This window comes from Haloparvum alkalitolerans, from assembly GCF_055381565.1.
The window spans coordinates 458464-471676 of record NZ_AP043938.1 but is presented as its reverse complement, the minus strand read 5'-3'; the positions used below and the strand labels follow the sequence as shown (position 1 = coordinate 471676).

Here is a 13213-nt window from a genome sequence, read left to right as displayed (position 1 = left end):
CGCGAGGTCGCCAGCGCGCTACTGCACGCTGGCTGCTCGAAAATCTCCGATTTTCGGTGGAGGCGGCGGCGCGGCCGCCTGCGGTGTCTCCGGCGCGCCACTGCACGCCGGAGGCCAGCGGGACGCGGTTTGTCCCGCGCTGCGGTTTCGCGGCCGCGCCGCCGCCGAGGTTGGGGAGGTGTGAGGCTGCTGTGCGGTCGCGGTGCTGTGCGGTGCTGTCGCGGGGCGGGGTGGGACTGAAAGGGGCAGTCGGCTCGATCCGGCCCCGACGCCTCAAGCACCGCAGCGAGCGGTGTCTCCAGCGCGCTACTGCACGCTGGAGGCTCGCGAGACGCGGGTTGTCTCGCCAAGCGGAGAGCGAGGAGCGCAGAGTGTGTCGCGGCCGGTCGAGCCGGCTGGGGCTTTCTGGGTGTTACCGTTCAGAGCAGCAGGACCCATAACCGAGAAAGATCAGTAGTAGAGAGAGCCGGCTGGGGCTTTCGAGCTGTTGCAGTCCAGAACAGCAGGATCAACACCAGAACGCCACGCTGCATCGCCGTCTGACACATCGAACAGTCAGTATCCGCTCACGTCCAAGCGCAACGCCTGTTACCCCGGGGGCTGTGAGACCGCGTATGACCGTCTGTAGTGCGCCGGGGAAGGTCTATCTCTTCGGCGAACACGCCGTCGTCTACGGTGAGCCCGCGGTGCCGTGTGCCGTCGAGCGGCGCGCGACCGTCACCGTGGAACCGCGCGACGACGACCACGTCCGCGTCACCGCCGAGGACCTCTCGCTGGACGGGTTCACCGTCGAGTACGACGGCTCCTCCGAGGGGCGCCCGGACGTGGACGTCGAGCGGTCGCTCGTCGACGCCGCGATGGGCTACATCGACGCCGCCGTCGCGCAGGCGCGCGACGCCGCGGACGCGCCCGGGGCCGGCTTCGACATCACCGTCGAGAGCGCGATCCCCCTCGGGGCCGGCCTCGGCTCCTCGGCCGCGGTCGTCGTCGCGGGCATCGACGCCGCGACGCGCGCGCTCGGCGAGCCCCTCCCGACGCGGGAGGTCGCGGAGCGCGCCTACCGCGCGGAGTTCGAGGTGCAGGACGGGCAGGCCTCGCGCGCGGACACCTTCTGCTCGGCGATGGGCGGCGCGGTCCGCGTCGAGGGCGACGACTGCGAGCGCATCGACGCGCCGAACCTCCCGTTCGTCGTCGGCTTCGACGGCGGCGCGGGCGACACCGGCGCGCTCGTGGCGGGCGTCCGCGAACTGAAGGAGCGCCACGGCTTCGCCGCCGACACCGTCGAAGCGATCGGCGACGTGACCCGCGAGGGCGAACGCCTGCTCGCGGATGCAGCGCCCGAGAAGCGCCCCTCGCCGGACCTGCTCGACGAGCTCGGGGAGCTGATGGACTTCAATCACGGGTTGCTGTCGGCGCTGGGCGTCTCTTCGCGCTCGCTGGACGCGATGGTGTGGGCGGCCCGCGAGGCGGGCGCGTACGGGGCGAAGCTCACCGGGGCGGGCGGCGGCGGCTGCATCGTCGCGCTCGACTCGACCGACAGGACCGAGACCGCGCTCTCGTTCACGCAGGGCTGTGAGGAGTCGTTCCGCGCCGAACTGGCGACCGAGGGCGTCCGCGTGGAGGGCGAGTGATGGCCGACGACGCCGCGGCCGCCGGCGATTCCTCCGCACCGCCCGCGGACGCCCCCGTCGTCCTCAAGCTCGGCGGGAGCCTGATCACCGAGAAGGACAGCCCCGAAACGCTGGACGAACCGGCGCTCGACGCCGCCTGCGACGCCGTCGCCGGCGCGCTCGCGGACGGCGCGGTCGACCGGCTCGTCGTCGTCCACGGCGGCGGGAGCTTCGGCCACCACCACGCCAGCGCACACGGCGTCTCCACCACCGCGGGCACGCGCGACGCCGCGGCGGTGGCGGACATCCACGGCGCGATGAAGCGGCTCAACGCGCACGTCCTCGAGCGCCTCCGCGAGCGGGGGGTCCCCGCGGTGCCGGTCCATCCCCTCTCCGCCGGTGCTCGGGACGCGAACGGAGACCTGACGCTCCCGCTGGACGCGACCGCGACGCTGCTGGGGGAGGGGTTCGTCCCGGTGCTCCACGGCGACGGGATCGCGACGGCCGGTGAGGGCGTCACGGTGCTGTCGGGCGACGAGATAGTCGTGGCGCTCGCGGAGGGGCTCGCCGCCGACCGCGTCGGGGTCTGCTCGACGGTCCCCGGGGTGCTCGACGCCGACGACGCGGTGATCCCGGTCATCGACGACTTCGACGCGGTCGCGGACGTGCTCGGCGCCAGCGACGCGACGGACGTCTCCGGCGGGATGGCCGCGAAGGTGCGGGAGCTGCTCGCGCTCGAGGCGCCCGCGTTCGTGTTCGGCCCCGACGAGCTGTCGGCGTTCCTGTCGGGCGGCGACCCCGGAACGCGGATCGAGTAACTGTCGGCGCGGCGGTCCGCCGACCCGAAACTGCGCCCGTTCCCGCCCGAAGGCCCGGTTACAGAACCCTTATTCGGCTCACTCCCCTCGCCTCGGACATGGACGAAGCCGCGGTACGTGACCTCCTTCGGGAGGTCGAGGATCCGGACCTGGGCGACGACATCGTCTCGCTCGGGCTGGTGAACGATCTCGAGGTGGACGGCGACGCCGTCTCGGTCTCGCTGGCGCTCGGTGCGCCGTACGCTCCCCACGAGACCGAGATCGCGGAGCGGGTACGCGAGGTCCTGACCGCGGAGGGGCTCGAACCGCGCCTCTCGGCGTCGGTCCCCGAGGAGTTCTCGCCCGCCGAGCAGGTGATGCCGGGCGTGAAAAACGTCATCGCGGTCGCCTCCGGGAAGGGCGGCGTCGGCAAGTCGACGATGGCGGTCAACATCGCGGCCGGGCTCTCGGAGATGGGCGCGAAGGTCGGCCTCTTCGACGCGGACATTTACGGCCCGAACGTCCCGCGGATGGTCTCGGCCGACCAGCGACCGCGGACGGACGGGGACACCATCACGCCGCCCGAGCAGTACGGGATGCGCCTGATGAGCATGGACTTCCTCACCGGCGAGGACGACCCCGTCATCTGGCGCGGCCCGATGGTTCACAAGATCATCACGCAGCTCGTCGAGGACGTGGAGTGGGGCGAGCTCGACTACCTGATCATGGACCTCCCGCCGGGCACCGGCGACACCCAGCTCACCATCCTCCAGACGCTCCCGCTGACCGGCGCGGTCATCGTCACCACGCCACAGGACGTGGCGCTCGACGACGCCACGAAGGGGCTCCGGATGTTCGGCAAACACGACACGAACGTCCTCGGCATCGCCGAGAACATGTCCGGCTTCAAGTGTCCCGACTGCGGCGGCTTCCACGAGATCTTCGGCGCGGGTGGCGGCAAGCAGCTCGCCGAGGAGCAGGACCTCCCGTTCCTCGGGGGCGTTCCGCTCGACCCCGACGTGCGAACCGGCGGCGACGGCGGCGAGCCCGTGGTACTGGAGGGCGGCGAGACCGCGGACGCGTTCAAGGTGATAACCGAGAACGTCGCGAACAACGCCGGCGTCGTCCGCCGGCGCGAAGTGAGCCGCCGGAGGTAAGCGATGAGCGAGGAGGGCACCGGAACGGACGGCGACGCCACCGAGGCGGAGGACGATCCGGACTGGGAGATGGCGCCGGACTCCGACGCCGAGTTCTCCCCCGACGACGAGAAGCGGGAGCTGCTCCGCGCGGTCGCCGAGGACGTCCGCGGCGACAGCTCCGAGAGCAGGCAGGTCGCGGCGATCCTCTACCGCGTCTCCGACCTGTACGACCCGGACGAGGACACCTCACCCGAGGAGATCTACCTCAACGTCCGCCACATCATGGACATCAAGGCGCAGGGCGGCATCGACCGGTAGGGCGTCCGTCCGCCGCCGGCGCCGCCAACACCGTCGCCGCCAACACCGTCGCCGCGACGCGCGGGACGGCCGCACGTCCGGGGGAGAGAAACCGTCCGAGGACCCCGCCAGCAGGCGCGTGAAGCGGTCACACGCCCGACCCCCCTTCGACGGCTTTAAGGGCGGCATGGGCCACTATCCGATGAGACAGGCTTCGCCTGTTTCACTGACCCGTAGGAGCTACCTGCGTACTACGGAGGTGAAAAATGGCAGACACAATAGAGGAGGCAGTATCTCAGGCTCTCGACGAGGCCCCCGAGCGGAACTTCCGTGAAACGGTGGACCTCGCGATCAACCTTCGAGATCTCGACCTCAACGATCCGTCGAACCGCATCGACGAGTCCGTCGTGCTGCCGGCTGGAACGGGGCAGGAGACACAGATCGTCGTCTTCGCGGAGGGCGAAACCGCCGTCCGCGCAGAGGATGTCGCTGACGAAGTGCTTGACAGCGACGACCTCGAAGACCTCGGAGACGACGACGACCGCGCAAAGGACCTGGCCGATGAGACCGACTTCTTCATCGCCGAAGCCAGCCTGATGCAGGACATCGGTCGGTACCTCGGTACCGTCCTCGGTCCGCGCGGGAAGATGCCTACCCCACTGCAGCCGGACGACGACATCGTCGACACAGTCAATCGGATGAAGAACACGGTGCAGCTCCGGTCCCGCGACCGCCGGACGTTCCACACGCGCGTCGGCGCGGAGGACATGGACGCGGAGGACATCGCGAGCAACATCGACGTCATCATCCGCCGTCTCGAGGCCGACCTCGAGAAGGGCCCGCTCAACATCGACGGGATCTACGTCAAGACGACGATGGGTCCCGCGGAGGAGGTCCCGGTATGAGCTCCGTCCGCCAGACCGACACGATCCCCGAGTGGAAGCGCGAGGAGGTCGACGAGCTCGTCGACTTCATCGACTCGTTCGCGTCCGTCGGGATCGTCGGCGTCGCCGGCATCCCGAGCCGTCAGCTCCAGGCCATGCGCCGCGAGCTGCACGGCTCCGCCGACGTCCGGATGAGCCGCAACACGCTCGTCGTCCGCGCGCTGGAGGAAGTCGACGAGGGCGTCGAGCAGCTCACCCAGTACGTCGCCGGACAGGTGGCGCTCATCGGCACCAACGACAACCCGTTCGGCCTCTACAAGCAGCTCGAGGCCTCGAAGACGCCGGCCCCGATCAACGCCGGCGAGGTCGCCCCGAACGACATCGTCATCCCCGAGGGTGACACGGGGGTCGACCCCGGTCCGTTCGTCGGCGAACTGCAGACCGTCGGCGCCGCCGCGCGCATCCAGGAGGGCTCGATCCAGGTCACCGAGGACTCGAAGGTCCTCGAGGAGGGCGAGGTCGTCTCCGACGACCTGGCCAACGTCCTGACCGAACTCGGCATCGAGCCGAAGGAAGTCGGGCTCGACCTGAAGGGCGTCTTCTCGGAAGGCGTCCTCTTCGAGCCGGACGAGCTCGCCATCGACGTCGACGAGTACCGCGCGGACATCCAGTCCGCCGCGGCCGCGGGCCGCAACCTCTCGCTCAACGCGGAGTACCCGACCGCCGCCACCGTCGGCACCCTTCTCGCGAAGGGCTCCGGCGAGGCGAAGTCGGTCGCGCTCCACGCGGAGGTCGAGAGCCCGGACGTCGTGCCCGACCTCGTCGGGAAGGCCGACGCCCAGCTCCGCGCGCTCGCCGCGCAGATCGACGACGAGGAGGCGCTGCCGGAGGAGCTGCAGGGCGTGGACGCCGCGCCCGCCCCGGCCGCCGACGAGCAGGAGGAGGAACAGGCTGACGAAGAAGAGACCGCATCCGAGGACGCCGACGAGGCCGACGACTCCGACGACGAGGAGGACGGCGACGGCGGCGATGGCCTCGGAGCGATGTTCGGATAACCAACGGAGATCACAACAATGGAATACGTTTACGCTGCGCTCATCCTGAACGAATCGGGCGAGGAGATCAACGAGGACAACATCACCGGCGTGCTCGAAGCCGCCGGCGTCGACGTCGAGGAGTCCCGCGTCAAGGCGCTCGTCGCCGCGCTGGAGGACGTCGACATCGAGGAGGCCATCGAGACGGCCGCCGCCGCGCCCGCCGCGGGCGCCGCCGCGAGCGGCTCCGCCGGTGGCGAGGAAGAGTCCGAGGAGTCCGAGGAGGCCGAGGAGGAGGCCGCCGAGGAAGCCGAGGAAGACGAGGACGAGGAAGACGGCGACGAGGGCGAAGGGCTCGGCGAGCTCTTCGGCTGAGTCGGCGACAGAGCAGCCGCGTTCCGCGCCCGCGGGGGCGCCCGAACGCAGCCGCGTTCCTCACTCGCGAACCGCGATTTTTTGACCGGCCGCTCCGCGACCGCGAGCGACGGCGCCGGCGGTCGCGGTCGGCGGCCCGCCGCCCCGAACGGTTGGATTGAAGTCCGACCGCGGGGAATTCCGCCACATGCAACCCGGAGATCGCGTTCGCGTCGAGCGCGCGGACGTCACGAACGAGGGCGTGCTGATGCCCTCCTCGACGAGCGACCACCTCGTCGTGAAGCTCGACGGCGGCTACAACGTGGGGATCGACCGCGAGGCCGCCGACGTGGAGGTGCTGGAGTCGGGCGTCCACGAGGTCGACGAGGGCGGAGCGAACGAGCCGGGCGAGGTCTCGGAGATCAGCTTCGACGAGGAGCTCCCGACGGTGTCGCTCATCTCGACGGGCGGCACCATCGCCTCGACCGTCGACTACCGAACCGGTGCGGTGACCGCGCGCTTCGACGCCGAGGACGTGCTCCGGGCCGTCCCGGACCTGGCCGGCCGCGCGAACTACCGCGGCCGCGTCGTCGCGAACATCCTCTCGGAGAACATGGACCCCTCCATCTGGGTCGACCTCGCCGAGGCGGTCCGCGAGGAGATCGAGGCGGGCGCGGACGGCGTCGTCGTGATGCACGGGACGGACACGATGCAGTACTCGGCGTCCGCGCTGTCGTTCATGCTCGACACGCCGGTCCCGGTCGTCTTCACCGGGTCGCAGCGCTCGGCCGACCGCCCCTCCTCCGACAACGTGATGAACGCGGTGTGTGCCGTCGAGGCGGCGAAGGCCGACTGTTCGGAGGTGCTGGTCTGTATGCACGCCACCGAGAGCGACGACCGCTGCGCGCTCCACCGCGGCACGCGCGTCCGCAAGAACCACACCTCGCGCCGCGACGCCTTCGAGACGGTCGGCGCGAAGCCGCTCGGCGAGGTCGACTACGCGGCCGCCAGCGAGGCGGGCGGGTCGGACGAGGGGGCGGCCGACGGGGGCGCCGGCGTCTCCTTCCGGCGCGAGCACGCCGAGCGCGGCGCGACCGACCTCGCGCTCGCGGCCGACCTCGCGGCGGACGTGGAGCTCGTGAAGTTCACGCCCGGGATGGACCCGGCCGCGTGGGACTACCTCGACGACGCGGACGGCGTGGTGATCGAGGGGACCGGACTCGGCCACGTCCACACGGCCCTCATCCCGCGGGTCGAGGAGCTGGTCGAGTCGGGAACGACCGTCGTCATGACGAGCCAGTGTCTCGCGGGCCGGGTCTGTGACCGCGTCTACGACACCGGCCGCGACCTGCTCGACGCCGGCGTCGTGGAGGCGGGCGACACCCTCCCCGGTACCGCGAAGGTGAAGCTGATGTGGGCGCTGGCGAACGCCGAGAACCCGGCCGACGCGATGGGGCGAAACCTGGCCGGCGAGCTGACCGAGGAGTCCCAGCCCTGGCGATAGATGACCGACGACGACCCCGTCTCCGTCCGGCGGGCCCGCGCGGCGGACGCCGACGCAGTCGCCGCCTTCACCCGCGACACCTGGGGCGAGAGACACGGCGACTACGTCCCGGAGGCGTTCCCGCGGTGGGTCGAGGCGGACGACCCCGACCGGCGCACGTTCGTCGTCACGCTGCCGCCGGCGGCCGTGGCGGACGCCGTCGAGGGTGACCCGGCGGCGGACCCGAACCTTGTCGACGGGCGGCGCGTCGTGGGCTGTATCCAGGGCGTGCTGCTCTCGGAGTGGGAGGCGTGGGGGCAGGCGATCCGCGTCGACCCCGCCGCCCGCGGGTTCGGCGTCTCCAGACACCTCTCGCGGGCGGTCTTCGACTGGGGCCGCGAGCGCGGCGCGACGGTCTGCCGCAACATGGTGTTCTCGTGGAACGTCGCCGGCCTCGGCCAGTCGCGCGCGGTCGGCTTCGACCCCTGCACGGAGTTCCGGTTCCTTCAGCCGGTACCGGACGCCGAGGCGACCCCCGACCTCCCCGTCGCCGGAACCGGGAGCGGGACCGCCGGGGCGCCCGATCCCGACGCCGCCTGGAGCTTCTGGACGGACAGCGCCGCCCGCGAGCACCTTCGCGGGCTGTCGATGGACGCCGAGGAGTCGTGGGCGCTCTCGGCGCTGACGCGCGAGGAACTGGCGGCCGCCGCGGCCGACGACCGCCTGCTCGCGGTCCACGACGGCGGCGTCGCGGGGATGAGCTACCGGTCGTACACCCACGAGCGCGAGGCGGGGGACGGCGAGACGGACGGCCAGACGGACGACGGAGCGGACGCGGAGACGATAACGGAGGCCATCTACGGCGTCGCCGCGTGGCGCGACGCCGAGGCGGCCGCGGCGCTGCTGGCGGGGATCGCTCGCGACGCGGCGGCCGCCGGCGCCGACCGGACGCGCGTGCTGGTGCCGGAGGCGGCGGCGGTCGTCAGCGACGCGGCGGCCGCCCGCGTTCCGGTGGCCGACGAACCGGACTTCGTGATGGCCGCGGACCTCACGGACCCCGCCGTCGGCCGGATCCCGGACGGGGACGCGTAGCGCGGTCCGGGCCCCCGACCGTCACGCTCATTCGCCCCGCGCGCGAACGGGGACGCGATGGACCCGCTGTTCGTGGACCTGGCGACGGCTCGGACGCTGACGTACTACGGCGTGCTCTACGCGGTCGTCGTCGGGTTCGCGGTCTGGATCTACCGCGACGCGCGCTCCGAGGGAGTCCGCTACCCCGCCGTCTGGGCGCTCGCGACGCTCGTGTTCACCATCGTCCCCGTCGTCGCGTACATGCTCGTGAAGTCGCGGCGCGACGGGGCCTGATCGGTCGCCGACGCGGGATCGGCCCGGCGCTACTCCGGATACAGCTCCTCTTCGCGGTCGATCGCGTCGATCCGAGCCACGTCCTCCGGGTCGAGTTCGAGCGCCGCGGCCGCGAGGTTCGCGCGCTGGTGGGCCTCGCTCGAGGCCTTGGGGATCGCGACGACCGGGTCCTTCGCGAGGACCCAGGCCAGCGACACCGCCGCGGGCGTGGTCCCGTGTTTCTCCGCGACGGTCCGGAGCGCCTCGACCTCTCCGGCGCGGCCGCCCGCGAGCGGCGAGTAGGCCACCACCGGGTAGCCGTGCTCGCGGGCGTGGTCGAGCAGTTCAGGCCGGTGATACAGCGGATGCAACTCGGTCTGGTGGGCCGCGAGCCGGAGCCCGCGGTCCGCGAGGACCTCGACGGCGCGGTCGAGCTGGTCGCGCTCGAAGTTGCTGACGCCGACGTGGCGCACGAGCCCCTCGTCGACGAGGTCGGCCAGCGCCGACAGGGTCCCCTCGGGCTCGTAGCCGCCGCGCGGGCGGTGGACGTACAGCAGGTCGATGGCGTCGACGCCCAGCCGGTCGGCGCTCGCGCGGGCGCTCTCCGGAACCGCGTCGGGAGCCAGCGCGTCGATCCAGAGCTTGGTCGCCACGGTCACGTCCGCCCGGGAGAGGGCGGGAGCGGAGGAATCGCCGGCGCCACCGAGCGCGGCCGCCAGCCCCTCGCCGACGACCGCCTCGTTCTCGTAGATCTGTGCGGTGTCGAGGTGGCGGTAGCCGAGGTCCAGCGCCGCCCGGACGGCGGCGGGGTCCTCGATGCCCATCGTGCCGAGTCCGACTCGAGGAAGGTCGAGGGGGTGGTCGGCCGGCGGTCGGTCGGTCGGCACACGGTCCGTCGCGGCTCGGCTCTCGTCGGTCATGGCTTCCGCTCGGCGCGGGAGCTACTTATGTCGGCCGTCGTGGGTCGAAGCGAGGTCCTACGCCGCCTCGACGGCGTCCAGTAGCGCGCCGTAGTCGGGCTCGTTCGTCGGGTCGTCGGCGATCCACCGGTAGGTCACCGCCCCGTCGGCGTCGAGGACGAATACCGCGCGGTTGGCGATCCCGTACAGTCCGAGCTCCGCGATGTCCATCTCCAGTCCGTACGCCCGGATCGCGTCCCCGGCCATGTCGCTGACGAGGTCGAACTCGATCCCGTGTTCGTCGCGGAACGCGCCCTGCGAGAACGGCGAGTCCGCGCTCACCCCGAGGAGGGTCGCCCCCGCCTCCTCGAAGTCGCCGAGCCGTTCCTGAAGCGCCACCATCTCGTTCGTGCACGGCGGGGTGAACGCGCCCGGGAAGAACGCGAGCACGACGGGCCCGTCCCCGAGGCGGTCCGCGAGCGCGAACGCCTCGTGGTCGCTCGTGCCGAGCGTCGCTTCGAACCGCGGTGCGTCGTCGCCGGTCTCGGGTGCTGACATCGGCCACACTTGGCCCGCGAGTGACATAAATGGCGGGCGCCCGACCGCGTTTCCGAAGGGAGAAACCGGGCTGGCACGCTGAGGGGGCCGAGGAGTGAAGCGGAGACCACGGTGCTGTGGTGCGGTCGCGGTGCGGTCGCGGTTCCGGGAGGAACGGTCGAGTGCTGCAGCCCCGTTCGGCGGGTTCCGACACTCGACACGGGACACGCGTCCGAGGGGGAGTCAGCGGCGACCTCCGTCGTCTCCGGCCCAGCGACCGGGAGCTACCGCCGATAGGCGCCCGTCGCGCTCGTCGCCCCGAGCCGCCGCTCGACGGGCTCCAGGTCCTCGTCCGGGAGGGGCAGGTGACCGTGCCGCAGCGTGCCGGCGATGCGCGTCTCCGCGTCCGCGACGTCGAGGCGGAGCGTCGGCGCGAGCGTGCCGCCGAACCGGCGGAGCTGTTCCTCCTCCGGCAGGTGGGCGACCCCGTCGAGGTTCTCGCCGGCGTAGTCGTAGTAGTTGAAGAAGCTCACCGCGAGCAGTTCGTCCGCGTGCGGGTAGACCACCCACGAGTAGGCCTGGAACGGCGCGTTCGCGGGGTTGGTGGCGACGAGCCCGTGGCCGTTCAGCGGCTCGTAGTCGCCGCCGAGCGAGTCGGCGACGAACCCGTAGAGGGCGTCGTACCCCTCCAGCCCGGGGGCGAACGTGTGGAGGTGGCTGGAGACGAACAGGTAGTACCGACCGTCGCGGACGACCACGTGGGGGCGTTCCAGTTCCTGATTCACGCAGACGGCCTCGAGAAGCGGCGGCCGGAGCTCCCAGTCCATCGGGTCGCCGGTCGGGGAGTGGGCGACGCCCACGCTGCCGTTGAACTCCTGCTGGGCGGGGTCGCCGCCGCAGGCGTCCGACCCCTCCGGGACCGGCGTGTTCGCCTCGAACAGCAGATACGTCTCGCCGGTCGCGGGGTCCTCGAAGAACCACGGGTCGCGGAAGGTGTAGGTCATCCCCCGCGACTGGGCCTCGCGCTCGTAGTGGTCGCCGTCCGGTTCCAGCAGGACCTCGTGGTCCCACGGGCCGGCTATCTCCACGCCGTCGCCGGTCGCGGAGATGGATCCCCCCGAGGCGCCCGCGATGCGCTGTTCGTAGCTCAACTCGTCGCTTCCCCGGCGGCCGGCCGCGGTGTAGTAGCAGTAGAGTTCGTCCGCCTCGGCGTCGTACATCGCGGAGCCGGCCCACTGGCGGGAGCCGTAGGGGACGGCGGTGGACGCGCCTTCGTCGTCGACGCTCTCGGGGCGCTGCGGGTCGTTCGGCTCCGAATCGTCCGACTCCCCGAACACCGGCCCGCCGTGGGTCCAGTGTTCGCCGTCCGCGGCGTAGAAGTAGTGGTGGCGCGCCACGTCGTGTCGCTTGCCCGGGAGCAGGTCGTCCGGCGTCGTGAGCGCGATCAGGACGCGGTAGCCGCCGACCTCCGCGAGGCTCCCGTCGCGGGCGCGGAGCGGCCACGTGTCCCAGACGTGGAGGCCGCCGAAGGTGTCGTGCTCGGGCGGGTAGATGACCGGTGCGACCGCGTCCGGGTCCCGATCCAGCCCCGCCGCCTGCTCGCGCGTCCACGCGGGCGTCTCCGCGGTCTCGCGTCGAGGAACGTCCTCCTCGCGTCGAGGGGTGTGATCCATACGCACGTCTGCGAGGGTCGTGCGAAAAACTCTTTCTTCATGTACTCGGTCGGTAGTTAATGAACCACTCCGGCGGAGTTCCGCCGGTACTCCCCCTGCGAGCTGCGGATCAGTCCCGGAGCGTGAGCATCGAGGCGTAGCCGACGAGCAGGCCGGGCCAGTAGGTCGTGAGCCGGAAGAGGACCGCGGCGGTCAGCGCGACCGACAGGTCGACGGCGTAGAAGACGGTCACCAGTCCGGAGAAGGCGGCCTCGTAGGTGCCGGAGCCGCCGGGCGTCGGCGAGACGGTCGCGATCACCGAGAGGTTCACGATGAAGTACAGCGGGACGAACGCCGGCTCCAGCCCCAGCGAGAGGAGGACGAAGTACAGCGAGACGATCTGTGCGAGGATCGCGAGGTGCGAGCCGAGCGCGGTCGTCACGAGGAAGCGCCGGTCGCTGCCCGCCTCCTGGAACGACGACTCGATGTTGCGGACGCGCTCGCGGATCGACTCGAAGAACCCCTCCCCGCGGTCGACCCGGCGCTCGACCGCGTCGACGGCGGCGACGACCGCGCCCGACAGCGTCGCGTCGTCGGACCAGAGGAGGTACGCCACCAGCGACGCGGCGAGCAGCAGCACGACCGCGGCCGCGCCCACGTCCGCGAGGAAGCCGGTCAGCGCGCCCCGCAGCGCGAGGTAGACGACGCCCCCGAGCGTGAACGTGAAGAAGGGGACCGCGTTGATCAGGTCCGCGGAGACGACGCACGCGAGGCTGCGCTCGTAGTCGGTGCCGGTGTTGTCCGAGACGATGTACGCCATCACCGGCTCCCCGCCGAACTGCCCGAGCGGCGTGATGGAGTTCAGGAAGTGGCCCGTCATGAACATCCGGAGGGTGCGGGAGACGGTCGTCTCCATCCCCATCTGCCCGAAGAAGCGGTGCCAGACCCATGCCCACACCAAAAGCGAGGAGAAGCCGACGCCGAGCGCGACCGCGAAGAAGCGCGGGTCGGCCGCCCGGATCGACCCGAGGAACTTGTCGAGGTCCGCGAGGTACACCAGCGCCAGAAACAGGACGGTGGCGACCGCGAACCAGAAGACCCCCTTCCGACCGACCTGTCGTGATACGTTCATAGCGTCGTGAGTGCCGGACGGCGTGCGGCGGCGCTCCCCCGCTCGCGAGTC

14 protein-coding genes are annotated in these 13213 nt (G+C 71.4%); 10 read left to right on the top strand and 4 right to left on the bottom strand.

The window, feature by feature from the left end; all coding sequences use genetic code 11:
- The first annotated feature begins 614 nt into the window (after window positions 1-614).
- From mvk to ACZ432_RS04720, 10 genes are all read left to right on the top strand, one after another.
- Window positions 615-1631, top strand: coding sequence for a mevalonate kinase (mvk, locus tag ACZ432_RS04765; RefSeq protein WP_426962966.1), 1017 nt, complete (start codon window positions 615-617; stop codon window positions 1629-1631).
- Window positions 1631-2428: an isopentenyl phosphate kinase gene (locus tag ACZ432_RS04760; protein WP_426962967.1), complete on the top strand. Its 798-nt coding sequence runs from the start codon at window positions 1631-1633 to the stop codon at window positions 2426-2428. The genes mvk and ACZ432_RS04760 overlap by 1 nt, the downstream gene beginning before the upstream one ends.
- Before the next feature lie 98 nt (window positions 2429-2526).
- The gene (locus ACZ432_RS04755; protein ID WP_426962968.1) at window positions 2527-3564 is read left to right on the top strand and encodes an Mrp/NBP35 family ATP-binding protein; all 1038 of its coding nucleotides are present in this window, start codon (window positions 2527-2529) and stop codon (window positions 3562-3564) included.
- A 3-nt stretch (window positions 3565-3567) separates the two neighbouring features.
- Entirely contained in the window at window positions 3568-3864 is a 297-nt protein-coding gene (locus ACZ432_RS04750; RefSeq protein ID WP_426962969.1) for a hypothetical protein, read from the top strand.
- 245 nt (window positions 3865-4109) lie between these two features.
- Window positions 4110-4748, top strand: a complete 639-nt coding sequence (locus ACZ432_RS04745) for a 50S ribosomal protein L1 (protein ID WP_426962970.1) — start codon at window positions 4110-4112, stop codon at window positions 4746-4748.
- On the top strand, window positions 4745-5782 hold the full coding sequence (locus tag ACZ432_RS04740; protein WP_426962971.1) for a 50S ribosomal protein L10: 1038 nt from the start codon (window positions 4745-4747) through the stop codon (window positions 5780-5782). The genes ACZ432_RS04745 and ACZ432_RS04740 overlap by 4 nt, the downstream gene beginning before the upstream one ends.
- Before the next feature lie 18 nt (window positions 5783-5800).
- Window positions 5801-6136, top strand: a complete 336-nt coding sequence (gene rpl12p / locus ACZ432_RS04735; protein WP_426962972.1) for a 50S ribosomal protein P1 — start codon at window positions 5801-5803, stop codon at window positions 6134-6136.
- A gap of 187 nt (window positions 6137-6323) precedes the next feature.
- On the top strand, window positions 6324-7619 hold the full coding sequence (gene gatD, locus ACZ432_RS04730; protein ID WP_426962973.1) for a Glu-tRNA(Gln) amidotransferase subunit GatD: 1296 nt from the start codon (window positions 6324-6326) through the stop codon (window positions 7617-7619).
- Window positions 7620-8690, top strand: coding sequence for a GNAT family N-acetyltransferase (locus tag ACZ432_RS04725; RefSeq protein ID WP_426962974.1), 1071 nt, complete (start codon window positions 7620-7622; stop codon window positions 8688-8690). It abuts the gene before it with no gap.
- A gap of 57 nt (window positions 8691-8747) precedes the next feature.
- On the top strand, window positions 8748-8963 hold the full coding sequence (locus tag ACZ432_RS04720; RefSeq protein WP_426962975.1) for a hypothetical protein: 216 nt from the start codon (window positions 8748-8750) through the stop codon (window positions 8961-8963).
- Window positions 8964-8992: 29 nt separating this feature from the next.
- On the opposite strand, the gene ACZ432_RS04715 is transcribed toward ACZ432_RS04720, so the two are convergent.
- From ACZ432_RS04715 to ACZ432_RS04700, 4 genes are all read right to left on the bottom strand, one after another.
- A complete protein-coding gene (locus tag ACZ432_RS04715) occupies window positions 8993-9766 on the bottom strand; it encodes an aldo/keto reductase (RefSeq protein WP_426963106.1) in 774 nt (257 codons plus the stop codon).
- Between the two features lie 153 nt (window positions 9767-9919).
- Window positions 9920-10399, bottom strand: coding sequence for a redoxin domain-containing protein (locus ACZ432_RS04710; protein WP_426962976.1), 480 nt, complete (start codon window positions 10397-10399; stop codon window positions 9920-9922).
- A gap of 263 nt (window positions 10400-10662) precedes the next feature.
- The gene (locus ACZ432_RS04705; protein ID WP_426962977.1) at window positions 10663-12051 is read right to left on the bottom strand and encodes a glycoside hydrolase family 68 protein; all 1389 of its coding nucleotides are present in this window, start codon (window positions 12049-12051) and stop codon (window positions 10663-10665) included.
- Between the two features lie 109 nt (window positions 12052-12160).
- Entirely contained in the window at window positions 12161-13162 is a 1002-nt protein-coding gene (locus tag ACZ432_RS04700; RefSeq protein ID WP_426962978.1) for a lysylphosphatidylglycerol synthase transmembrane domain-containing protein, read from the bottom strand.
- Window positions 13163-13213 lie beyond the last annotated feature (51 nt).

What these genes read in the sequence shown, in the direction of transcription:
- ACZ432_RS04710 (WP_426962976.1), bottom strand. Translation starts at nt 10,399, where the DNA reads ATGTCAGCACCCGAGACCGGCGACGACGCACCGCGGTTCGAAGCGACG.
- ACZ432_RS04750 (WP_426962969.1), top strand. Translation starts at nt 3,568, where the DNA reads ATGAGCGAGGAGGGCACCGGAACGGACGGCGACGCCACCGAGGCGGAG.
- ACZ432_RS04745 (WP_426962970.1), top strand. Translation starts at nt 4,110, where the DNA reads ATGGCAGACACAATAGAGGAGGCAGTATCTCAGGCTCTCGACGAGGCC.
- ACZ432_RS04760 (WP_426962967.1), top strand. Translation starts at nt 1,631, where the DNA reads ATGGCCGACGACGCCGCGGCCGCCGGCGATTCCTCCGCACCGCCCGCG.
- gatD (WP_426962973.1), top strand. Translation starts at nt 6,324, where the DNA reads ATGCAACCCGGAGATCGCGTTCGCGTCGAGCGCGCGGACGTCACGAAC.
- rpl12p (WP_426962972.1), top strand. Translation starts at nt 5,801, where the DNA reads ATGGAATACGTTTACGCTGCGCTCATCCTGAACGAATCGGGCGAGGAG.
- ACZ432_RS04755 (WP_426962968.1), top strand. Translation starts at nt 2,527, where the DNA reads ATGGACGAAGCCGCGGTACGTGACCTCCTTCGGGAGGTCGAGGATCCG.
- ACZ432_RS04700 (WP_426962978.1), bottom strand. Translation starts at nt 13,162, where the DNA reads ATGAACGTATCACGACAGGTCGGTCGGAAGGGGGTCTTCTGGTTCGCG.
- mvk (WP_426962966.1), top strand. Translation starts at nt 615, where the DNA reads ATGACCGTCTGTAGTGCGCCGGGGAAGGTCTATCTCTTCGGCGAACAC.
- ACZ432_RS04720 (WP_426962975.1), top strand. Translation starts at nt 8,748, where the DNA reads ATGGACCCGCTGTTCGTGGACCTGGCGACGGCTCGGACGCTGACGTAC.
- ACZ432_RS04740 (WP_426962971.1), top strand. Translation starts at nt 4,745, where the DNA reads ATGAGCTCCGTCCGCCAGACCGACACGATCCCCGAGTGGAAGCGCGAG.
- ACZ432_RS04705 (WP_426962977.1), bottom strand. Translation starts at nt 12,051, where the DNA reads ATGGATCACACCCCTCGACGCGAGGAGGACGTTCCTCGACGCGAGACC.
- ACZ432_RS04725 (WP_426962974.1), top strand. Translation starts at nt 7,620, where the DNA reads ATGACCGACGACGACCCCGTCTCCGTCCGGCGGGCCCGCGCGGCGGAC.
- ACZ432_RS04715 (WP_426963106.1), bottom strand. Translation starts at nt 9,766, where the DNA reads ATGGGCATCGAGGACCCCGCCGCCGTCCGGGCGGCGCTGGACCTCGGC.